The organism is Nocardioides sp. WG-D5 (assembly GCF_054031175.1).
The window spans coordinates 4232024-4254572 of sequence record NZ_CM132928.1 but is presented as its reverse complement, the minus strand read 5'-3'; the positions used below and the strand labels follow the sequence as shown (position 1 = coordinate 4254572).

18 protein-coding genes and 1 tRNA gene are annotated in these 22549 nt (G+C 70.1%); 5 read left to right on the top strand and 14 right to left on the bottom strand.

What is annotated here, in order from left to right:
• Position 1: 1 nt before the first annotated feature.
• From ACWZJV_RS20520 to ACWZJV_RS20505, 4 genes are read right to left on the bottom strand one after another with little or no spacing between them, the layout of a single operon-like run.
• Complete coding sequence (locus ACWZJV_RS20520; protein ID WP_008359268.1) at positions 2–664, bottom strand: response regulator transcription factor; 663 nt, start codon at positions 662–664, stop codon at positions 2–4.
• On the bottom strand, positions 658–4083 hold the full coding sequence (gene cydD, locus ACWZJV_RS20515) for a thiol reductant ABC exporter subunit CydD (protein WP_457178261.1): 3426 nt from the start codon (positions 4081–4083) through the stop codon (positions 658–660). The genes ACWZJV_RS20520 and cydD overlap by 7 nt, the downstream gene beginning before the upstream one ends.
• 1 nt (position 4084) lies before the next feature.
• Complete coding sequence (cydB, locus tag ACWZJV_RS20510; protein WP_457178259.1) at positions 4085–5086, bottom strand: cytochrome d ubiquinol oxidase subunit II; 1002 nt, start codon at positions 5084–5086, stop codon at positions 4085–4087.
• A 10-nt stretch (positions 5087–5096) separates the two neighbouring features.
• Complete coding sequence (locus tag ACWZJV_RS20505) at positions 5097–6596, bottom strand: cytochrome ubiquinol oxidase subunit I (protein WP_457178257.1); 1500 nt, start codon at positions 6594–6596, stop codon at positions 5097–5099.
• Positions 6597–7250: 654 nt separating this feature from the next.
• On the opposite strand from ACWZJV_RS20505, the gene ACWZJV_RS20500 reads away from it, so the two are divergent.
• Positions 7251–9815 carry a LuxR C-terminal-related transcriptional regulator gene (locus ACWZJV_RS20500; protein WP_457178255.1) on the top strand — a complete coding sequence of 855 codons (2565 nt, stop codon included), beginning with the start codon at positions 7251–7253 and terminating at the stop codon, positions 9813–9815.
• Here the strand turns inward: ACWZJV_RS20500 and ACWZJV_RS20495 are convergent.
• Both ACWZJV_RS20495 and ACWZJV_RS20490 read right to left on the bottom strand, forming a co-directional pair.
• Complete coding sequence (locus ACWZJV_RS20495) at positions 9776–10162, bottom strand: hypothetical protein (RefSeq protein WP_457178253.1); 387 nt, start codon at positions 10160–10162, stop codon at positions 9776–9778. The two genes, ACWZJV_RS20500 and ACWZJV_RS20495, sit on opposite strands and share 40 nt — an antisense overlap.
• A gap of 57 nt (positions 10163–10219) precedes the next feature.
• Positions 10220–11620, bottom strand: a complete 1401-nt coding sequence (locus tag ACWZJV_RS20490) for a cystathionine beta-synthase (protein WP_457178251.1) — start codon at positions 11618–11620, stop codon at positions 10220–10222.
• An 87-nt stretch (positions 11621–11707) separates the two neighbouring features.
• Between ACWZJV_RS20490 and ACWZJV_RS20485 the strand changes: the two genes are divergently transcribed.
• Positions 11708–12724: an SGNH/GDSL hydrolase family protein gene (locus ACWZJV_RS20485; RefSeq protein WP_307785671.1), complete on the top strand. Its 1017-nt coding sequence runs from the start codon at positions 11708–11710 to the stop codon at positions 12722–12724.
• A gap of 224 nt (positions 12725–12948) precedes the next feature.
• On the opposite strand, the gene ACWZJV_RS20480 is transcribed toward ACWZJV_RS20485, so the two are convergent.
• Complete coding sequence (locus ACWZJV_RS20480) at positions 12949–13797, bottom strand: Bax inhibitor-1/YccA family protein (protein ID WP_457178250.1); 849 nt, start codon at positions 13795–13797, stop codon at positions 12949–12951.
• A 172-nt stretch (positions 13798–13969) separates the two neighbouring features.
• Here ACWZJV_RS20480 and ACWZJV_RS20475 point away from each other — a divergent pair, with 172 nt between their 5' ends.
• Together ACWZJV_RS20475 and ACWZJV_RS20470 are read left to right on the top strand one after the other, a co-directional pair.
• Positions 13970–14440: an HNH endonuclease signature motif containing protein gene (locus ACWZJV_RS20475; RefSeq protein WP_008359286.1), complete on the top strand. Its 471-nt coding sequence runs from the start codon at positions 13970–13972 to the stop codon at positions 14438–14440.
• Positions 14431–14509 (top strand) — tRNA-Leu (locus ACWZJV_RS20470). Before ACWZJV_RS20475 ends, ACWZJV_RS20470 begins: the two co-directional genes overlap by 10 nt.
• Before the next feature lie 21 nt (positions 14510–14530).
• Here the strand turns inward: ACWZJV_RS20470 and def are convergent.
• The 7 genes from def to eno all read right to left on the bottom strand — a co-directional run bounded on the left by def (position 14531) and on the right by eno (position 19905).
• A complete protein-coding gene (gene def, locus ACWZJV_RS20465) occupies positions 14531–15067 on the bottom strand; it encodes a peptide deformylase (protein ID WP_008359288.1) in 537 nt (178 codons plus the stop codon).
• A gap of 20 nt (positions 15068–15087) precedes the next feature.
• Positions 15088–15606, bottom strand: coding sequence for a glycine cleavage system protein R (locus tag ACWZJV_RS20460; RefSeq protein ID WP_457178247.1), 519 nt, complete (start codon positions 15604–15606; stop codon positions 15088–15090).
• A gap of 85 nt (positions 15607–15691) precedes the next feature.
• On the bottom strand, positions 15692–16390 hold the full coding sequence (locus ACWZJV_RS20455; RefSeq protein ID WP_457178245.1) for a hypothetical protein: 699 nt from the start codon (positions 16388–16390) through the stop codon (positions 15692–15694).
• Between the two features lie 100 nt (positions 16391–16490).
• Positions 16491–17414 carry a Ppx/GppA phosphatase family protein gene (locus ACWZJV_RS20450; RefSeq protein ID WP_196875271.1) on the bottom strand — a complete coding sequence of 308 codons (924 nt, stop codon included), beginning with the start codon at positions 17412–17414 and terminating at the stop codon, positions 16491–16493.
• A gap of 4 nt (positions 17415–17418) precedes the next feature.
• Entirely contained in the window at positions 17419–17928 is a 510-nt protein-coding gene (locus ACWZJV_RS20445; protein ID WP_457178243.1) for a DUF501 domain-containing protein, read from the bottom strand.
• Positions 17929–17932: 4 nt separating this feature from the next.
• Entirely contained in the window at positions 17933–18532 is a 600-nt protein-coding gene (locus ACWZJV_RS20440) for an FtsB family cell division protein (RefSeq protein WP_457178241.1), read from the bottom strand.
• Positions 18533–18627: 95 nt separating this feature from the next.
• A complete protein-coding gene (eno, locus tag ACWZJV_RS20435; protein ID WP_196875272.1) occupies positions 18628–19905 on the bottom strand; it encodes a phosphopyruvate hydratase in 1278 nt (425 codons plus the stop codon).
• A 237-nt stretch (positions 19906–20142) separates the two neighbouring features.
• Between eno and ACWZJV_RS20430 the strand changes: the two genes are divergently transcribed.
• On the top strand, positions 20143–22491 hold the full coding sequence (locus ACWZJV_RS20430) for an esterase-like activity of phytase family protein (protein WP_457178238.1): 2349 nt from the start codon (positions 20143–20145) through the stop codon (positions 22489–22491).
• The last annotated feature ends 58 nt before the right edge of the window (positions 22492–22549 follow it).

The window sequence follows — 22549 nt, the reverse complement described above, 5'->3', positions numbered from 1 at the left end:
CTCAGTTCCCCTTGCGGGGGTGGAGCAGCTCCTTGGCCATCAGCGCTGCCTGGGTGCGCCGCTGCACACCGAGCTTGGCGAGGATGCTGGAGACGTAGTTCTTCACGGTCTTCTCGGCCAGGAACATCCGGCCGGCGATCTCGCGGTTGGTCAGGCCCTCGCCGATGAGCGCGAGCAGGCGCTTCTCCTGGGGCGTGAGCGCCTGCATCTGCGGCGACTCGCCGTCAGGGTTGCGCATCTTCTCCATGACCTTCGCGGTCATCAGCGGGTCGAGCAGCGAGCCGCCACCGGAGACGGTGCGGATCGCCTCGACGAGGTCGTTGCCGCGGATGTCCTTGAGGACGTAGCCCTTCGCCCCGGCCATGATCGCCGAGAAGAGCGCCTCATCGTCGTCATAGGAGGTCAGGATGAGCGCGAGCATGTCCGGGTAGGCCGCCCGGACCTCACGGCAGACCTCGATCCCCGAGCCGTCGGGGAGGCGGGCGTCGAGCACGCAGACGTCCGGCTGGATGCGGTCGATGTCCTCTCGCGCCTGGGCGGCGGTGCCACCCTGGCCGACGACAGCGATGTCGTCATGACTGTCGAGCAGCGTCGTCAACCCCTGACGGACGACCTCGTGGTCGTCGAGCAGGTAGACCCGGATCGTCCTTGTCTCGGTCAACACCGTCTCACTTCCCCCATTCGTTGAAGGGAGACCACGGTATCGGTCAACCCCAGTCCGGTCGATGTGTGAGTCATCCACACTACGGTTTTCGTGCCGCCATGCGGACCAAGCTCCGCGCCGTGTTCTCCGCCGGGCTCTGTGTCAGCTGTCGAGCCATCCTCCCGCGCGAGCACCTCGCGCGCCAGCGACGCGGCGGTCGAGGTGTCCAGATGAGCCAAAGGTTCATCCAGAACCAGGACCTTGTGCCCGGCCAGCAGCGACCTCGCCACCGCCAGCCTCGCCCGCTCGCCGCCGGAGACCTGGGCCGCGCCGTCGCCGAGCCTGGTCTGCAACCCGGCGGGGAGGGCGTCGAGCCAGTCGCCGAGGTGAGCGCGCCGGAGCGCCTGCTCGACCTCCTCGTCGGTGGCTTCGGGCCGCGCCAGGCGGACGTTCTCGACGAGGTTGGAGGCGAAGACGTGCGGGTCGTCATCGACGAGCCCGACGACCTTCCGTACGTCCTGGGGGTCGAGCTCACGCGTCGGCCGGCCGCCGAGCGTGATCGTGCCGGTGTCCGGGTCGAGGAAGCGCAGCAGCAGCGCGGCGAGGGTGCTCTTGCCGGAGCCGGAGGGGCCCACGATGCCGATCCGCGCGCCCGGCTCGAGGTGCAGGTCGGGGAGCTCGACGGCGTGGTGGGCACTCGTGTCGCCGCCGGGGTGGGCGGTGACGCCGGTGAGGGTGATCGTGGTGTCGTCGGCAGCCCGCTCGGGGTGCTCCGGGGCCTCGACCACCGGGCGACGGGTGGTGAGATCGTCGAGCCGCCGCTGGGCCGCGCGGGTGCGGGCCCGGGCGGCACCGGCGTCGGCGAGGGTCGCGGCCGGCTCGGCCAGCGCCAGCGGGACCAGGGTGAGGAGCGCCAGCATCGGGCCGTCGCCGACGGTGGTGTAGGCGGCGGTCGCGGCGACGGCGGCACCGGCGGTCATCAGCACGAGGGCCTTGGCCGCGGAGGCGGCGACCGCTGCGGTCGTGGTCGCTCGGGTGGCGGTACGGGCCAGGCCGTCGAGGGCGTCCAGCACCGGCTCGCCCGCCTGCCACATCCGGCGCTCGGTCGCCGTCTGGGTCGCCTCGACCACCTGCTCGGACACTCTGGCCCGCACCGTGACCGAGATGTCCTCGGCACGTGCTGCGCCTGCGTACGCGATCCCGAAGGTGGCCCCCGCGGCCACCACCGTGGCCGCCGTGAAGGCCGTGGCTACCGGGTCGATGAGCGCGGTCGCCAGGACCGCGAGGAGGGCCACGACGACGTACTCCCGGATCGGCAGCCGCACCCTCAGCTCCTCGTCGAGCACCGCGTCGACGTCGTCGACGACGCTCGCCAGGACATCGCCTCTTCGGCCCGGGAGAGCACCTGGCACCAGCGGCACCAGCGCGTCGTAGATCTCCACCCGCCGTCTGGCGAGCAGGCGCAGGGCACTGTCGTGGGACCACAACCGCTCCAGGTAGCGCAGCACCGGCCGCGCGATCCCGAACGTACGCACCCCCACCATCGCCGCGACCAGCGTCATGATCACCGGGTGGTAGGAGGCCTTGATGATCAGCCACCCCGCCAGCGCCGTCAGCGCCACCCCCGACGCCCAGCTCAGCCCGCCGACCACCGCCGACCCCCACAGCGCCACCCGCGCCGAACCGGTAGTTGTGGCAGCCGAATCGGTAGTTGTGGGTGACGAAACTCGACTTTCGTCCGCCATTTCTGCAGTGTCGGCCACCGCTTCTACGGTCTCGCCTGCCACTTCTACCGTTTCGGCGGAGAGGGTGATGACCTGGTCGGCGATCTCGATGAGGGCCGGGCGGTGGGCGACGAGGACGACGGCTCGGTCGCGGGCGAGGTCGGTGACGGTGTCGGCGATGATCCGCTCGGTGTCGGGGTCGAGATGGGCGGTGGGCTCGTCGAGAAGGACCCAGGGGCGATCGGAGAGTACGACGCGGGCCAGTGCCAGCCGGGCCCGTTCGCCGGCCGAGAGCGAGCGGCCGTCCTCGGCCAGGTCGGCACCGAGCCCGCCGGGAAGCTCGGCGATCCGGTCCGCGAGCGCGACCCGCTTCAGGACCTGCCACAGGTCGCCGTCCGTCGCCTCCGGCGACCCCAGGCGCAGGTTGTCGGCGATCGTCCCGCCGACGAACACCGGGCGCTGCGGCAGGTAGGCGAATCGCCGGCGCCACTCGTCACCCGCGGTCGGGGTCTGTCCGTCGAGCTCGACGGTGCCGACGTACGTCTCGTGGAGGCCCGCGATCGTCGCCAGCAACGTCGACTTCCCGCAGCCGCTCGGGCCGACGATCGCGGTGATCCCCCGCTCCGGGACCGTCGCGGAAACCGGTGCGAGCGCCGGCCGATCGCGGTCCGGATAGGTCAGTCCCACCCCGTCGAGAGACATGCCGAGACGTCGCTCCCGCGAGCCGAGATGGCCGTCGCTGACGTCTCGGCCGACGTACGTGACGTCTCGGCCGACCGCACCGACCTCTCGGGAGCCGAGGTCGGCGGTGGCCTCGAGCGTGGCGGTTCCCTCGGCGGCGGCGTGGAACTCGGTGCCGACGCGGCGCAGCGGCCAGTAGGCCTCGGGGGCGAGCAGCAGGACGACGAGGGCGGTCTGCAGGTCGACCGAGCCGGCGGCGAGCCGTACGCCGATGATGACCGCGACCAGTGCGACCGAGATGGTGGCGACGAGCTCGAGCACGGCCGAGGAGGCGAAGGCGATCTTCAGGGTCTCCAGGGTGCGGCGGCGGTAGCGGTCGGTGATGGTGGCGATGACCCCCGACTGCGCACGAGCCCGACCGAAGGCGACCAGGGTCGGCAGACCCTTCATCACGTCGAGGAAGTGGCCGGCCAGGGCCGACATCGCCCGCCACTGACCGGCCGCCTGGTCGCGCGTGGCGAGCCCGACCAGCACCCCGAAGATCGGGATCAGCGGCAGCGTGAGTCCCACGATCAGGCCGCTGAGCGGGTCTGTCCAGACGATCACCGCGAGCACCATGACGGGCAGTACGCAGGCCAGCACCAGCGCGGGGACGTAGCGCGTCAGATACGGCTCGGCGGCGGTGACCCCTCGCGTGGCCAGGGCCGACAATGACCCCGAACGACCCGCCTGCCCGCGCAGGATCGCACCGACCACCCGGCGCCGCAGGTCCGCACCGACGGCCCCGGCAGCCCGGGCACCGGCCACGTCCGAGACCACCCCGACGAGCGCGCGCCCGGCGAAGACGGCCACGACCGCCAGCGCCCAGCCGCTCACCGACCCGGTGTCGCGGATCGCGGAGATGAGCAGTCCGGTGACGGCGTACGTCTGGACGATCAGCAGCACCGCCCCCAGCACGCCGGCCGCCACCACGACGGCGAGCGGCCGCCGGGCTACCGACAGCTGGGCTCGCAGTCGCGGGTCGTTCGGGCGCATCTCAATGAGCGGCGGGGATGTGGTGGATCGAGATCCGCTTGCGGAAGATCCAGTACGTCCAGGCCTGGTAGCCCACCACGATCGGCGTGAACACCGCCGCGACGATCGTCATCAGCTTCAGCGTGTAGGGCGTCGCCGCCGCGTTCGTCGTGGTCAGCGAGTTGGCGACGTCGGTGGAGGAGGGCATCACGTCGGGGAAGAGCCCCACGAAGAGCCCGGCCACGGCCAGCCCGATCGCGAGGAAGGTGCCGGCGAAGGCGACCCCCTCACGACCGACGTACGCAGCCCCGAGCCCACCCACGAGCGCGAGCGCCGCCAGGACGAAGATCACCGCGGTCGCCAGATTGCCGGTGAGCACCTGGGTCCAGACCAGGAACACGACGGCGAGAACGGCCGCGACGACCCCGGTCTTGAGCGCCAGCGCGCGAGCCCGGCCGCGGATCTCGCCGTCGGTCTTGAGCGCGATGAACACCGCACCGTGGGTCACGAACAGGGAGAGCGTGACCAGACCGCCGAGCAGACCGTAGGGATTGAGCAGCGTCAGCACCGTGCCGGTGAACTCGAAGTCGGCGTCGATCGGCACCCCGCGCACGATGTTGGCGAAGGCCACACCCCACAGGAACGCCGGGACGTAGGAGCCGAAGATCACCGCACGGTCCCACCAGCCGGCCCAGGTGACCGAGGGTCGCTGGTGGCGGTACTCGAACGCGACCCCGCGCACGATCAGCGCGATCAGGATGAGGAACAGCGGCAGGTAGAAGCCGGAGAACAGCGTCGCGTACCACTCCGGGAACGCCGCGAACGTCGCCCCACCGGCGGTCAGCAGCCAGACCTCGTTGCCGTCCCAGACCGGGCCGATCGTGTTGATCATGACCCGCCGCTCGCGGTCGTCGCGGGCCAGCACCGGAAGCAGCATGCCGACGCCGAAGTCGAAGCCCTCGAGGACGAAGTAGCCGATCCACAGCACAGCGATGAGGCAGAACCAGATTGTCGTGAGTTCCATCGCAGGCTCCTCAGTACGCGAAGTTCATCGGCTCGTCGGCATCCGAGTCGGAGCCGCGCAGGGACGGTGAGGGAGGCTCGACGAACGGGTCCGGAGCCTTCTTCACGTACTTCATCAGCAGCCCCACCTCGATGACGGCGAGCACCGCGTAGAGCGCCGTGAACCCGAGCAGCGACATCCAGACCTCCCAGGGCTCGACACCCGGCGAGACACCGTTGGCGGTGGTCAGCACCCCGAAGACCACCCACGGCTGGCGCCCCATCTCGGTGAAGATCCACCCCATCGAGTTGCCCAGCAGCACCATCACCGGCGCGGAGATCGCCAGCGCGGGGAGCACCCGTCCGACGAACCCTGTCGGCGTACGTCCCCTGCGGGTCAGCCACAGCACCGCCAGCCCGACGAGGCCACCGACGACGCCGAGTCCCATCATCCAGCGGAAGGTCCAGTAGGTGACCGGGATGTTGGGGGTGTAGTCACCGGGCGAGTAGTAGGTCGCGCCCGGCGTCGCCCCGTAGGTCTCGCGGTACTTCTCCTGCAGGTCGTAGATGCCCTCGACCTTGCCGTCGAAGGTGCCGGTGCCGAGGAAGGAGAGCACGCAGGGCACCTCGAGGGCCCACTTCTCGTGCTTCCCGTCGCGCGTGCCGATGGTCAGGACCGAGAACGGCGCGCACGAGTCCGAGGTCTCCCACAGCGCCTCGGCGGCCGCCATCTTCATCGGCTGCACCTCGGTCATGATCTTGCCCTGGACGTCACCCGAGACCGCGACCCCGACGCCGGAGAAGACCATGATCCAGGCGGCCAGCACCATCCCGCGCCGGTACATCGGGCGGTCGTCGTTGGCAGTATCCATTGCCTCGGGCTCCGCTTCGGCAGGCCCCGGCCGGCGCAGGTAGAGCCAGCCCAGGATGCCGAGCATGAAGGCGGCCGAGGTCAGGTACGCCGCGAGGATGACGTGCGGGAACGTACCCAGCTGCACCTTGTTGAACATCACCGCCCAGAAGTCGGTGAGCTCGGCGCGGCCGGTGACCTCGTTGAACTTGTAGCCGACCGGGTGCTGCATCCAGGAGTTGGCCGCCAGGATGAACCACGACGACGCCAGCGTGCCGAGGTGGACGATCCACATGCACGCGTTGTGCAGCGCCCGGGGCAGCTTGTCCCAGCCGAAGATCCACAGGCCGAGGAAGGTCGACTCCAGGAAGAACGCCAGCAGCGCCTCGATCGCCAGCGGAGCACCGAAGACGTCCCCCACGAAGCGGGAGTAGTCCGACCAGGTCATCCCGAACTGGAACTCCTGCACGATCCCGGTGACCACACCGAGCGCAAAGTTGATCAGGAAGAGCTTGGCGAAGAACTTGGTCAGGCGAAGCCACTCAGGGTTCTTCGTACGTAGCCAGATCGTCTCCAGCACGGCGACGAGCATGGTGAGTCCCACCGTGAGCGGGACGAACAGAAAGTGGTAGACGGTCACGATGCCGAACTGCCACCTGGCTAACTCCAGGACGCTGTCCACGTCAGTCACTATGACACTCCCGCATCACCGGCCACACCACCCCCTCCCCTAGGCATACGTCCCATGTGTCGTGGCTTACGTCCCTTGTGAATTGCTTCACGAGCTGCCTGCAATGCCACCTCCTCAGTTCGGCGCGGCCCGCTCGCCGCAAGCCCAGCGCTGGAGCGCTCCTCGTCTGCACGCAGCGCAGTGAGGAGCGCCAGCGACGAACGAAGCGGAGGAAGACGAGGATCAAGCGGAGGCGCTCGCGAATTGCGAAGCAATCGCCAACAACCCAGCGCTGCGCGAATTGCGAAGCAATCGCAAATAGAACAACCCGGCCGCCCTGGGCTCGAGGTCACGACCGCGGGGGGATGATCGCGACCTCGAGTCCGGGACGGCCGGGCTCTCAGCTCTTCGTGCCACCAGGGCCGCAATCAGATGGGGGAGCTGATGCGGCGACCTGGTGGTCACTCAGTGGTGCAGGCCGAGGCGAACCTCAGCCCGTGAGATCACTATCTCATCATCCTGGGCCAGTGGTTGCGGTCGCGGACGGACTGTTTACGTACTGTAAACAGGTAACCTGCGTATCAGTAGACCTAATACGCGGGCGATACAGCGCTCCCACAGAAAATCCGGTATGCATTTGGATGTACCTTGAGGTGGGGGGTGACCATGTCGGATCGCGAAGGTGTCCTCGCGCGGGTGGTCGACGAGGTTGCCGACTACGTCGGTGCGGGCCTGAGCGTGCATCTGGTCGGCCCGCGAGGATCGGGCCGCAGCGAGCTCTGCGCCCTGGTCGCCGACCGGCTCGAGGACGAGGGCCTGTCCGTGTTCCAGCTCAGCGGGCACCGCGCCTGGCAGAACGAGCCGTTCGCCGCGCTTCTTGCCGCGGGCATCGGCGGCGCGACACCGCCGGGGCCGCGGAGGACCATCGGCGAGATGACCGCGGCGCTGAGCAAGCAGCTCGGCAACGGCACCGTCCTGGTGATCGACGACGCCGACGCCCTCGACACCTACTCGGTCGGCGCCCTGCGCAACATCCACCGCCAGCGGCGCCTGCTGGCGGTGACCAGCAGCCGCCACCAGCACCCGGTCGCCGAGAACACGCTGATGCTGGGCATCGCGCCGTCGGTCCAGGTGCGCTCCCCTGCGCTCGAGGTCGATGAGGTGCACGAGGTGTGCCGGGCGATCCTGGGCGGCCCGGTCGAGGCCGGGTCGCTGGCCCGGATCACGATGGCGACGGGCGGGCTGCTCGGCCTGGTCCGGGCCATCGCCACCGTCGGGCCCCGGGCAGGGGTGCTGGAGCAGCTCGACGGGCTGTGGCGGTTGCCGCGGCGTACGGGCTGGGCTCCTGAGCTGGCCTCGGCCGTCGAGCCGCTGGTCGCCGGGCTCGACCAGGCCGCATGGGACGGCGCGACCGCGCTCGCGGTGACGGGCCCGGTGCCGCTGGACGAGGCCGAGAAGCTGCTCGAGCGCGACGTGCTCGACGCGCTCTTCGCCCACGGGCTGGCGCGCCACAGCGAGGACGGACCGGGCAGCGGCGTCGTGGGCCTCTACCCGCCGCTCATCGGCGACTACCTGATCACCGAGGGGTCGGCGTTCGGGCTGGTGATCGCACGCAACCACCTCGCCGCCGACCAACGCCTCCTCGACCACGCCACCCATCGGCCCCGCGGCGCCGATGCCGCCCTCCTCCACCAGCGCTCGCTGCGCCAGATGGCCGACGAGGTCGCCCGCGCGCGCCGCGCCTGGACCGAGATGCCCTCGCCCGAGACCGCGCTGCCGCTGCTCGTCGCGCTCCGCAACACCGCCGCGCCTCGTGACCAGATCGACGAGGTCGAGCGGCGCACCCCGCTGACCGACACCCAGGAGTCGGCCTGGATGCTGGCGTGGTTCGCCACCTGGAAGGCGGTCGAGCTGGGTGACCTCAAGGAGGCCAAGGCCGTCCTCGACGACGGGCTGACGCGACTGCCCGCCTTCGCCGCGACGCTCGAGGCCTCCCGGGCCCACCTGCAGTTCCAGACCGAGTACGTCCCCGAGGTGCCCACCGTCGAGCCCGACCCGCGCGACACGGTCGGCCCGGAGATGCTCGCGGTCGTCGCCGCCGAGCGCCTCCTCTCCGCCGGGATGGTCGAGCAGGCGCGCAACCTGCTGGAGAGCCAGCAGCCGCAGAACCCGCTGCCGGCGGGGCTGCACGCCTTCCTCGTCGGGCTGGCCGACGTGCTCGGCGGTGATCTCGACCGCGGCATCGACTTCGCCCGCGAGCAGCTCGAGGCGGCCACCCAGAGCTCGAGCGCCATGCTCATCCAGGCCCACGCCTATCTATGCGTACTCGGCCTGAGCATCGCCGGCAGGCTGACCGAGGCGAGCCAGGCGGCGTTCCAGAGCCTCTCCTCCTCGAGCGTCGCCGCCTACCGCGACGTCGCCCACACCGGCATCCTGACCCTCGGCGCCGAGATCGCGATGGCGCAGGGTCGCCCGGAGTACGCCCGCAGCCTCGCCTCCCAGATCGGTGGCGCGAAGGTGGCGTTCGGCCCGTGGCCCGGGATGGTGGCGAGCATCATGGCGCCGGCCAACGGCCGGATGCCCAGCCTCAAGGAGCTGTGCGAGCTCGTCGGCCAGCGCCTGGACGCCGGCTACGTCACCGGTGGCATCTTCCTCGCCATCGAGGCGGTCGAGCGCGGGGCCAACGAGAACAAGCACATCACCCGTGCCGCCAGCCTCGCGGCCGGCACCGAGAGCCCGCTGCTGCAGGGCATGGGGGCGTACGCAGCCGCCACCGCCGCCGGCGACGTCGACGCCCTCCGCGAGGCGATCGTGGTCCTCGCCGATGCCGGCGCCCTCGTCTTCGTGACCCGGGCCGCCATCTCGCTGGCGATCCTGCAGCGTGAGGCCGGCAACCTGACCGAGGCCGCCGAGACGCTCGACCTCGCCTGGGAACGCTCCGAGATCTCCGGCAGCCGAGCCGGCCTGTTCCGCCGCGCGGCGACCCACATCGGGCTCTCCGGACGGGAGAGCGAGGTGCTCCGGCTGCTGCCCGACGGCCCCACGACCGCCTCGTTGGCCGCGGACCTCGAGATGAGCACCCGCACGGTGGAGACCCACCTGCACAACATCAGCCGCAAGACCGGGGTCTCCGGTCGTGAGGACCTCGCCCGGGTGGCGAGCACCTGGCTGCGGCCGGCGCCGAACGGCGACTACTCAGCGGGCGTCAGGCACTTCACCAGCGGCTCGTAGAGCTCCTTGCTGGCCTTCTGGTCGGCCTTGGACAGGTCCTCCGGGCTGATCTTGGAGACGTCCTCGGCCTCGACCAGGAGCCGCACCGCCTCGTCGGAGAGGTCGGACTCGTAGTAGGTCTTCGCCAGGCACGCGGACTGGTCCTCGGTCACCTGGTCACCGCTGCTCTTGGTGATCTGGCTCTCGATGTCCGCGACGCTGGGACGATCGCTGCCGCTGCTGCTGTCCTGGCCGCCGCCGCAGGCGGTCAGCGAGAACAACGCGAGCAGAGAGGCCGCGGCCAGAGCCGACCGGCGATATCGCCGGTCTCGGGCTCCGCTTCGGCGCATGTGGGGATACGCGATCATGACCACGCATCATGGCGTACGCCACCCTCCCCCGCTAGGGGGGAGGGTATCGCGGCCTCAGGAGCTGGTCAGGAAGAAGAGCAGGTCCTGACGGGTCAGGACACCGACCGGCTTGCCGTCCTCGTGCACCAGCAGCGCGTCGGAGCTGCCCAGGGTGTGGGCGGCATCGTGAGCGTCGGCTCCGGAGCCGATCGAGGGCAGCGGCGGCGACATGTGCTCCTCGACGGAGTCGGTGAGCTTGGCCTTGCCGGTGAACAGCGCCTCCAGCAGGGTGCGCTCCGAGACCGAGCCCGCGACCTCGGCGGCCACGATCGGCGGCTCGGCACGCACGACCGGCATCTGCGAGACGCCGTACTCCTGCAGGATGTGCACCGCCTCGGCGATCGTCTCGCCCGGGTGGGTGTGGACCAGGTCGGGCAGCCGGCCGGACTTGCCGCGCAGCACGTCGCCGACGGTCTGCTTGGCGGCCTCGCCGGTCGCGAAGCCGTACTGCGCCAGCCACTCGTCGTTGAACACCTTCGTCAGGTAGCCGCGCCCGGAGTCGGGCAGCAGCACGACGATCACGGCGTTCTCGCCCTCCGGCGTGCCGGCCAGCTCCGCGGCGAGCTGCTTGGCGGCGTACGCAGCCATGCCGGCGCTGCCGCCGACGAGCAGCTGCTCCTCACGGGCGAGCCGGCGGGTGTAGGCGAAGGAGTCGGCGTCGGAGACCTCGATGATCCGGTCGGCGATGTCGCGGTCGTACGTCTCCGGCCAGAAGTCCTCGCCGACGCCCTCGACCAGGTAGGGCCGCCCGGTGCCGCCGGAGTAGACACTCCCGGCGGGGTCGGCGCCGATGATCTGGACGTCCGGGTTCTGCTCCTTGAGGTAGCGGCCGATCCCGGAGATCGTGCCGCCGGTGCCGACACCGGCCACGAAGTGGGTGATCCGGCCTTCGGTCTGGCGCCAGATCTCGGGGCCGGTCTCCTCGTAGTGGGAGCGCGGGTTGTTGGGGTTGGCGTACTGGTTCGGCTTCCAGGCGCCGGGCTGCGAGGCGAGCCGGTCGGAGACGTTGTAGTAGGAGTCGGGGTGCTCGGGCGGCACGGCCGTGGGGGCGACGACGACCTCGGCGCCGTAGGCCTTCAGCACGTTGCGCTTGTCCTCGCTGACCTTGTCAGGGCAGACGAAGATGCACTTGTAACCCTTCTGCTGGGCGACCATCGCCAGGCCGACACCGGTGTTGCCGGAGGTGGGCTCGACGATCGTGCCGCCGGGCTGCAGCTCACCGGAGGCCTCGGCCGCCTCGATCATCCGGGTGGCGATGCGGTCCTTCACCGAACCGCCCGGGTTGAGGTATTCCACCTTGGCCAGAACCAGCGGTCCCTGGCCGGGTTCAGAGGCCCCGGCGCCGTCCAGCGCACGCCCCAGCCGCACGAGCGGAGTGTTGCCAATAAGGTCGAGAAGCGAGTCCACGTACTCCATGGCGACAGCGTATGTCCACTAGGTGAGATCCCCTATATCCCGATACTGAGTGCCCGGTAATGGGCCGAAGACTTTAGAGTGTTCCCCGTGGCGAAGAAGAGTCTGGCTCGCAAGACCGCGTACGCCGGTGGGGGTGTTCTGGCCGCGACAGCCGCGTTCGCCGGGGTCCTCGTCGCGGAAGCGGCGCTTGCCGTCAGGGCGACCCACCAGGTGAAGATGCCCGTGGCACCGTCCCCGACGGGGTGGTACGGAGCGCGTCAGCCGGGGCGTCCGATCAACATCGCGCTGCTCGGTGACTCGAGCGCCGCGGGCTACGGGATGACCGAGGTCGAGGACACGCCCGGCGCCGTCCTCGCCTCCGGTGTCTCCGAGAAGGCACACCGGCCGGTGCGTCTGCACGACCTCTCCGAGATCGGCGCGAAGTCCTCCGACCTGCACCCGCAGGTCGAGAAGGCGATCGCCGCCGACGCCGACATCGCGGTGATCCTGGTCGGCTCCAACGACGTGATCCGCCGGGTGCGCCCGCGGGTCGCGGTGAGCCACCTCGCCCAGGCCGTCATCCGGCTCCAGGAGGCGGGGGTCAAGGTGCTCGTCGGCACCGTCCCCGACCTCAGCACGGCCACCCCGATCCTGCCGCCGCTGCGCTCGATCATGCGGGCCTGGTCGATCCGCATCGCCGCCGGACAGATCTTCCACGTCATCCGCGCCGGCGGCCACACGGTGTCGCTGGGCGACGTCCTCGGTCCGGCCTTCAAGGCCACTCCGGCGTTCTGGTTCGGCGCCGACCTCTTCCACCCCTCCGCCGCCGGCTACCACGCCCTCGGCGAGGTGCTGGTCCCGCCGACGCTCTCGGTGCTGGGCCTCGTCGGCGACGAGAACGCCATCCTGGAGACCTACAACGGCAAGCACGTCATGCCGCTCGCCGCTGCCTCCCTGCGCGCCGTCATCCGGCCGGGAACCGAGATCGACCCGGCACCGCGCCCGCGTGGACGCTTCGGCAACTGGGCCCGTGCCCGGTCCTTCGAGAACGAGCAGCGCACGCCTCACCGTGGCGAGCGTCCCTCGGAGACTCCCCCGCTCGCCGAGCGGCAGGCCGCCCGCTAGCCCCGCTGGTCGAGCCGCCGGAGCCGCTAGGCGGAGGCGTGTCGAGACCAACACTGTTGGCATGCGAAACGAACCGCCCCGCGCCTTCAAGGCACGGGGCGGTTGTCACTTCACGCGACTGGGTCTCGACCCGCTTCGCGGGTTCGCAGGCTCACCCGCTGCGCTCGCTCGACCTGATCGCCGTCGCAGGTCTTCACTCCTTCGTCGTGAAGACCTGCGGGCGATCAGTCCTGCTGGAAGATCGCCAGGAGGCGGAGCAGGTTGGTGTAGATCCAGACGAGGCTGACGGTCAGGCCGAAGACGGCGCGCCACGACTCACGCTCAGGGAGCTGGGCACGAACGCCCTGCTCGATCTGGTCGAAGTCGAGGATCAGCATGAACACACCGAGCGCGAGGCCGATGATGGCGGTGATCAGGCCGAGGGTGCCGAAGCCGAAGAGACCGAAGCTGGCGCCGAAGAACCCGAGCACGAGCTCCATCAGGCTCAGGCCCACCATGCCGAACATGGCCGCGATCACGAAGGTGCGGAACTTGTTGCCGACCTTGATGTTGAAGAACTTGTATGCGGCCAGCGTGCCAGCGAAGGCAGCGAACGTGCCGATCACGGCCTGGACGACGATGCCCCCGCCGAACACGGCGTCGAAGGTCTTGCTCAGCGCACCCAGGGCGATGCCCTCGGCGACCGCGAAGGCCAGCACCAGCGCCGGGCTGACCACGCGCTTGAACGAGTTGACCAGGGACAAGATGAAGGCCGCACCGGAGCCGACGGTCGCAGCCAGGTAGAGCGGCGCGAGGTTGGCGTCAGAGTTGATGTCGGGGGTCATCACCCAGGTCGCGATGGCGGCGAGGAAGACGACACCGAGGGTGATCGCGCCCTTCTGCACCACCGAGTCGATCGTCATGGGGGCGCCCGTGGTGGGCGCCTGGGGGGCGCCGGTCGACCACTGGCTCGGGTCCTGCCCGTAGCCGGCGTACGGAGCGCCGTTGCCACCGTAGGTCGCGTTGCCGTAGGCGTTCTGCGACGGCTGCCCGAAGCCCTCTGCCCTACGGAACACCGGGTTGTTGCTCTGCATCTGGGGGTCACTCCTCGAAAGCGACGTGAAAGGTTCCGCCACGGTGGCGGCTCCTGTGGCCAGCGTACCGGCCCTGTGTCTCACTCAACGTCCGGGACGACCCTGAGGTTCCCGCAGTAACGCGACTGTCGGACGTCAACGGCAGACGGAGAAGGATGCCATACTGTTTGGTATGCCGGGCCGCACGCGCGGATGGACCGCATCGGATCTCGAAAGAGCCGTGTCCCTCTCGTTTTCCATTGCCGAGGTCCTTCGTCGACTCGACCTTCGGGCAGCAGGTGGCAACTACGCCACGATCCGCAACGCGATCGATCAAGCAGGCCTGGATACTTCCCACTTCAGCGGCCAGGCCTGGAGCAAGAACGTCGTGCTCGGGGCGCGGCGGACGCTCGACGCCTACCTCTCCAACGACTATCCGATCAGTTCGCATCGCCTGAGACTGCGCTTGATCAACGAGGGCGTCATGCCCGCAAAGTGCAACAAGTGTGGCGGCGTGGAATGGTTGGGCCAGCCGATTCCCCTGGAGCTCGACCACCGAGATGGCAACTCCAAGAACAACCGACTCGAGAATCTTGAGTTGCTCTGTCCGAACTGTCACGCTCAGACACCCACCTACCGGGGAAAGAATCGCAAGCGGGCGTAGGCCAACGGCGAGCCGGGGACCTTAAAAGTCCTGTCGAATGTGTGGGTTCGAATCCCACCGCCCGCACCAACCACCCATCAACCGCAGGCGTCATAAGTACGTCTGGCGCTGGTGGAGCGCGTGGGCGCCGGCGACGCGGTCGATGAAGAGCAGACCGTTGGTGTGGTCGATCTCGTGCTGCAGGCAGCGGGCCTCGAAGGCGTCGGTGACGATCTCGACGGTCTCGCCGGTGACCGGGAGCTGGCCGCGTACCTTCAGCCGGGAGGCCCGCTTCACGTCACCGGTCAGGTCGGGGACGGACATGCAGCCCTCCCGCGCCTTCTCGTTGCGGCTGGCCTCGACGACCTCGGCGTTGCACAGGACGTACGTCCCGTGGTGGGTGCGCGTCTTCACGTGGGTCGAGACGTCGACGCAGAAGATCCGGGCCGAGACCCCGACCTGGTCCGCGGCCAGGCCGACGCAGCCGGGCGAGACCCGCATGGTGGCGATCAGGTCGGCGGCGAGCTGGACGGTCTCGGGGGCGGCGGGGTCGACGTCCTTGCCGGGTACGGAGAGGACGTGGGCGGGGGCGCGTACGACATCGAGGACCTTGCCCTCGACACCCAGCTCGGCTTCCGTCCAGGACAAGACTCGTTCGTTGATCCCGCTCACAGGTCGTCGGCCTCGATCGGCCGCAGGGTGGCGTCGACGCCGAGCTCCTGGGTGACCCGCTTGATCGACGCCTCGAGCACGGCGACGTCGGCGTCCACAGGAAGCTCGAGCTCGGCGACGACGACATAGAGGTCGCCGGAGAGACGGGTGGTCAGGTCGGTGATGTTGCCGCCGACGGCGGCGATCTCGGCGGTCACCGTGGAGACGATGCCGGGGCGGTCGCCGCCGTGGACGGAAAGGACGAAGAGCTGGCCGGAGCCGGCCGGGGCCTGCTCCTCGGGGAGCTCGTAGACCGTGACCGTCAAGGTGCCGTCGGACGCGATCGGCTCGAGGTCGGCTCGGATGGCCTCCGTGGTCGCCTCACCCGCGCAGAGCAGCGTCATCGCGAAGTGACCTCGCAGCCGGGTCATCGTCGAGTCCTCGAGGTTGAGTCCGAGTCCGGCGAGACGGGCGGTGGTGTCGGCGATGATCCCCGGGCGGTCGTGTCCCAGGACGGTGATGGCGTGGATGGTCACCAAACCATTGTCACCCGCGGCCTGCCGAACGCAGACCGCGGGTGACGCAGTTGGCCCGCTTTGAGGATCAGCGCCGGAGCGCGGATCAGCCGCGGAACCAGTTGTCGGTCTTCTTCTCCTCCGCGGGGTCGACCGGCTCGGGAGCGTACTCGGGCGTGCCCTCCGGGGTCGGCTTGACCGCGGTGTCGCCGCCGCCCAGGTCGTCGTAGGACGTCTGGTCGGTGTCGGCCGGAGGAGCCGGCGGGGGCGGGACCTCGGTGGCGTAGGGGTCGGCCGGGTCGATCGGGTCGGTGAGCGGGTCACCGGTGACACCGGCCTGCGGAGCGGACGGCGCCGGCGGAGCGGGCGGGTAGCCGCCGTACTCGCTGGTCGAGGACGAGCCCGTGGTCGACTCCGGGGCAGCCGGGGCCTCCGAGACGAACCCGTCGGGGGCGGGCGCCGCGGCAGACTCGGGGGTGGACTCCGGAACCGAGCCGTTCCGGTGCAGCTTGTCGGAGGCGACCCCGGCAGCGGCCGAGACCTTCTCCTTGGCCTGCTCCGCGTAGGGACCGGCCTTCTCCTTGACGGTGGCCGCGTAGGGCCCCGCCTTCTCCTTCACGGCCTCGGCATAAGGAGCAGCCTTCTCCTTCAAGGGCGCCGCCTTCTCCGAGGCGGTCGCGAGGGCCGACTGGACGCGCGGGTCGCTGGTGACCTTGTTCGCGCCGGCCTTCAGCTGCTCAGACTTGTTCTTGACCAGCACGCCGACACCAGCGGCAGCGATGGCAAGCAGGATGAGCTTTTTCACTTCTTGACCTTCCGAGAGACAGCATTTGGTTCTGTTTGATGGGTACGCCGGTGAACCCAAACCTAGGCGCCAAACACAAAGATCAAGTCCCCCGACATGCCTAGTCTCTAACGGACCAGGCGATTCCGTCGAGGATGTCGGACTCGGAGACGAGGAGAGAGTCGACACGCGTGCGCCTGAGGATCCGGCTGAGGATCACACCGCCCGCGGCGATCACGTCGGCCCGGCCGGGATGCATCCAGGGCAGCGCCAGCCGCTCGTTGACGGTCATCGCCAGCAGCCGGTCGACGAGCCGGTGGACGTCGTCGGGAGAGACCTCGGCATGGTCGGTGGCGGTCCGGTCGTACGCAGCCAGCTCGAGCAACCCCATGGTCAGCTGGATCATGGTGCCGCCGACGGCGACCACGGTGCGGGCGGCGGCCGGGTCGACCGGGCAGTCGTCGAGGTGGGCGTCGATGTCGCGTACGCAGGCCTCGATCTCCTCCCGCGTAGGCGGGTCGGAGCGCAGATGACGCTCATGGAGCCGCACCGACCCGATGTCCATGCTGTCCGCCGCGCTGACGCCCATCGTGGGGCCGTCCCCGAGGATGAGCTCGGTGGAGCCGCCGCCGATGTCGATCACCAGCACCGGCGGCTCCGGGGTGCCACGCAGGTTGCGGGCCGCGCCGCCGAAGGAGAGCGCCGCCTCCTCCGCCCCGGTGACGACCTCGGGCGTGACCCCGAGGCGCTCGCGTACGCCGTCGGTGAAGGTGGCCGCGTTGGCGGCGTCCCGGGTGGCCGAGGTGGCCACGAAGCGCACCCGCTCGACGCCGTGCTCGCGGATCATCGCGGCGTACTCGTCGATGGCGCCGAAGGCCCGCTCCAGGGCTTCGTCGGCGAGCACACCGGTGCGATCGACACCCTGGCCGAGGCGGACCATGCGGGCCTCGCGTACGTCCTCGGTCAGGCCGTCCGCGGTGACCGTGGCGATCAGCAGCTTGATCGTGTTGGTGCCGCAGTCGATCGCCGCGACCCGTTGCGTCACAGAGTCACTGCTCCTCGTCCTCGAGGTCGAGGTCCACGCACGGGCCGGACTTCCACCATTCACCGAGGCGCTCGAGCACCTCGTCGCCGAGCGGGTTGACGCCCGGGCCCTGGGCCAGCGCCTGGCCGGCGAGGACGTGCAGGCACTTGACCCGATTCGGCATCCCACCTGCGGAGATGCCGTGGATCTCGGGCGGGTCGCCGAGCTCGTAGCGAGCCTCGAGGTAGGCCTCGTGGGCCTTGGCGTAGGCGGCGGCGAGCTCCTCGTCCTCGGCCAGCCGCGCCTCCATGTCCTTCATCACGTGGGTGCCCTCGAGGGTGCCGATCTTCGAGGCGGCCCGCGGGCAGGTGAGGTAGAACGTCGTGGGGAACGGGGTGCCGTTGGGCAGCCGCGGCTCGGTGGTCACCACATCGGGCAGCGAGCACGGGCAGCGGTGCCCGACCTCGTGGATCCCCCGGGGCTCGCGTCCCAGCTGTGCCGCGATCGCGGCCACGTCCTTGGGATCGATGGCCATGTCTTCAGTCTTTCTTCTGCTTGGGCGGGTCGATCTCCGACTCCGGCCCGTCTCCAGTCTGCTCCGGCGGGTCACCGGCCAGCAGCACGGAGCCCCACGCATCGTCCCACCACGCCTTCGGCTGCTCCGCACTGCCCACCGACTTGGGGTCGGTGAGCTCCGGCTCGGTCTGGATGCGCTCGCCGTTCTCGTCGAGGGCGACGTACGCCGTCTCCCCCGGCATCACGAACCCGAACCGCTCCCGGGCCTGCTGCTGGACGTAGGCAGGGTCCTCCCAGCGACGGGTCTGCTCCTCGAGCTGCTTGATGTGCTCCTTGCGCTGGGCGATCTCGGTCTGGAGCGCGTTGATGTCGTGGCGCTGCTGCAGGTAGGCACGCAGCGAGGAGGCGTAGGAGATCACCAGCACCGCGGCCACCACGATGATCATCATCGCCCGGCCGGTCAGCTTGGGCCGGCGCAGCCGCTTGCGCAGGGCGTCGATGCCGGCGCCCGACGGTGGCCGGACCGGGAGCGGGGCACGCGGCCGTCGCCCCGGACCCTGTGGGGCCCGAGGACCGCGTACGCGCTTGCTCTGACTCTGCTGCCCCGGTCCCTGCGTTGCCACGTCGCTCATCCTCCCATCCACGACCTACCTCCTGGCGGCAGACGCGCGGCGGCCCGTGTCCTGAGGACACGGGCCGCCGCGGCGTACGGGATTCCCTAGGCCTGGTAGCGCGGGAAGGCGGAGGCGCCGGCGTAGCGGGCGGCCTCGCCGAGCTCGTCCTCGATGCGGAGGAGCTGGTTGTACTTCGCGACGCGCTCGGAGCGGGCCGGGGCACCGGTCTTGATCTGGCCGGAGCCGACGGCGACGGCGAGGTCGGCGATGGTGGTGTCCTCGGTCTCGCCGGAGCGGTGGGACATCATCGTCTTGAAGCCGGCCCGGTGGGCCATGTCGACCGCGTCGAGGGTCTCGGTGAGGGTGCCGATCTGGTTGACCTTGACCAGCAGCGCGTTGCCCTGGCCGCCCTCGATGCCGCGGGCGAGCCGCTCGACGTTGGTGACGAACAGGTCGTCGCCGACGAGCTGGGTCTTGGAGCCGATGGCGTCGGTGATCGCCTTCCAGCCGTCCCAGTCCTCCTCGTCGAGGGGGTCCTCGATGGAGACGATCGGGTAGGCGGCGACGAGCTCCTCGTAGTAGGCGGTCATCTCCTGCGCGGTCTTCTTGGCACCCTCGAACAGGTAGGCGCCGTCCTCGTAGAACTCGGAGGCGGCCACGTCCAGCGCCAGCACGACGTCCTTGCCGAGCTCGTAGCCGGCCTTGCCGATCGCCTCGGCGATCAGGTCCAGGGCGGCGCGGTTGGACTCGAGGTTGGGCGCGAAGCCGCCCTCGTCGCCGAGGCCGGTGGCCAGGCCCTTCGCCTTCAGCACGGACTTGAGCGCGTGGTAGACCTCGGCGCCGATGCGCAGTGCCTCGGCGAAGGTCGGCGCGCCGATCGGCGCGATCATGAACTCCTGGATGTCGACGTTGGAGTCCGCGTGGGAGCCACCGTTGAGGATGTTGAGCATCGGCACTGGCAGCACGTGGGCGTTGGGGCCACCGACGTAGCGGAACAGGGAGAGGCCGGCCGAGTCGGCGGCGGCCTTCGCGACGGCGAGCGAGACGCCGAGGATCGCGTTGGCGCCGGCCTTGGCCTTGTTGGGGGTCGCGTCGGCCTCGATCATCGCCTGGTCGATGGCGCGCTGGTCGTCGGCGTCGAAGCCCTCGATCGCGGGGGCGAGGGTCTCCACGACGGCGGTGACGGCGTTCTGCACGCCCTTGCCGCCGTAGCGCTCGCCGCCGTCGCGCAGCTCGACGGCCTCGAAGGCTCCGGTCGAGGCGCCACTGGGCACCTGGGCGCGGGCGAAGGTGCCGTCGTCGAGGACGACCTCAACTTCCACAGTCGGGTTGCCTCGCGAATCGAGGATCTCGCGGGCGCCTACGGCGTCGATCGATGCCACTGAACTACTCCTGGGTCAGGAATGGATTGATGGAGAGAGGGGGTGATGTCCGTCAGCCTATTACTCGGCCGGATGGGCCTGGCGATTGGAACGTTAACCGGACAGTAGGGGTGCAACCGAGGGCGCCCACCTGGTGTTCATCGGGGAGTCGGCCGGTCGAAACGTACGTGATGCCTCGGCGCGCAGTGCCGCCGAGATCGTTCGTCCCGGCAATGATTTTCCGAGAGGAACCCCGACATGCAGCTCCTGCACAACCGACTCACACTGGCCGGTATCGGCGCCCTGGCCATCGGGGGCCTGGGCGTCTCGATGATGACCGTCCTCGGCGGCACCGCCGCCGCCGGACCCGGCCAGCACGGCGAGTTCAGCCGGCTCGCGACCTATCCGGTCTTCCAGAACGTGCCGGCGGGTGTCGACCCGGCCGACGCGACCGTCGCCGAGATCTCGGCGGTCTCCGAGGACGGCAAGACCCTTGCCTACACCGACGCGGCCGGCGGCCGGATCGGCTTCCTGGACATCACCGACCCCTCCTCGCCGAAGGGGATCGGCAGCCACGACGTCTCCGGCGGCAAGGGCGGCTCGCCCACGTCGGTCTCGATCGTGGGCGACCACGCGCTCGTGGTCGTCGACGAGTCGACGTACCCCGGCCTCGAGGACACCGAGTGGGAGGACGAGGAGCCTGCCGTCGGCACCCGTGCCGGGCGGATCGACGTGATCTCGCTGGCCTCCCCGCACGAGGAGGTGGCCTCGTACGATCTCGGCGGCCAGCCGGACTCGATCGCGGTCAGCCCGGACGGGACGTACGCCGCGATCGCGATGGAGAACCAGCGCAACGAGGCCGCCACCCCTGCCGGGGGCGAGGAGGGCGACCTGCCCCAGGCGCCGGCCGGCTCGGTCAAGGTCGTCCGCCTGGACGGCGAGCCGGACGCGTGGTCGATCACCGATGTGGCGCTGCCCGCCTCGGCGCTGAAGGGGCTGGACACACCGGAGGACGCGGAGCCGGAGTACGTCGACATCAACGCCGACAACCAGCTCGCGCTCACCCTGCAGGAGAACAACGGCGTCGCGATCATCGACCTCCCCTCCGCGACCGTCGAGACGGCGTGGAGCGCCGGGAATGCGGTCGTCCCCGGTGTGGACACGACCAAGGACGGACGCTTCAACCCCGTCGACACCATCGACGCACCGCGCGAGCCCGACTCGATCCAGTGGGTCGGACCCGGGCTGGTCGCGACGGCGAACGAGGGTGACTGGAAGGGCGGCACCCGCGGCTGGACCGTCTTCCGCGCCGCGACCGGCGAGGTCGTCTGGGACGCCGGATCCAGCTTCGAGGACCTCGCCACGAAGTACGGCCTGCACAACGACTCCCGCGCCGCCAAGAAGGGCGCCGAGCCCGAGGGGCTGGCCTTCGAGACCTTCGGCGGCGTGCCGTACGCCTTCGTGGGCTCCGAGCGCAGCAACTTCGTGGCCGTCTACGACATGCGTACGCCGTCTTCTCCGAAGTTCACGCAGGTGCTGCCGGCGACCAACGGGCCCGAGGGGCTGCTGCCGATCCCGTCGCGCAACCTGCTGGCGGTCTCCTCGGAGGAGGACTCGGCCGAGGACCTGGTGCGTGCCACGGTCTCGCTCTACGGGTTCGGTCGGAAGCGGTCATCGTCCTTCCCGACGGTCGAGTCGGCCTCGCGGAACGGCAAGCCGATCGGCTGGGGCGCGCTGGGTGCGCTCTCGAAGGTCCCCGGTGAGCCCGGCAAGCTCTACGCGGCCAGCGACGCCGCCTACGCCACCGGCCGCATCTACAGCCTGGATGTCCGCCGCTCTCCGGCTGTGATCCGCGACGTCCTCGAGGTCACGACCGCCTCCGGCGAGATCGCCGAGGACCTCGACATCGAGGGCCTGGTCGGGCGCCGCGGCGGCGGCTTCTGGGTGGCGAACGAGGGTGCGACCGGCGCCGGGAACGCGCTGCTCCGCCTCGACCGCGTCGGCCGGATCGCCGAGACGGTCCCGCTGCCCGCGGAGATCGCCGAGAAGGTCGGCAAGTGGGGCCTCGAGGGCGTCACGGTGACCGGCAGGGGTCGCACCGAGAAGGTGTACGTCGCGCTCCAGCGCCCGCTGTGGGCCGACTCGACCGCGAAGAAGCCCGGTGTGGACGGCGCGAGCACCGCCCGGATCGGCCGCTACACCCCGGCCACGGGCGCCTGGGAGTGGTTCGGCTACGGCCTGGAGCCGACCGCGGTGCCCGGCGACTGGATCGGGCTCTCCGAGATCACCGCCGTCGACGAGGACACCCTCGCCGTGATCGAGCGTGACAAGCAGAACGGCACCACGGCGGCGGTCAAGCGGGTCTACACGGTCGACGTGCCCCGCCACGGCACCACCGGGCTGAGCCCCGTGAGCCCGCTGCGCAAGCGCCTGGCGTACGACCTGCTGCCCGTGCTGCAGAGCACCCACGGGTGGACGCAGGAGAAGCTCGAGGGATTCACCGTCGGCGCCGACGGCCGCGCCTACGCGGTGACCGACAACGACGGCCTCGACGACGCCACCGGGGAGACGGTCTTCCTCGAGCTCGGCAAGGCGTTCAAGCGCTGAGAGGCGCCTTCACGCCGGCCCGTCACCGTTCGGTGGCGGGCCGGTGTCGTTCGTGGAC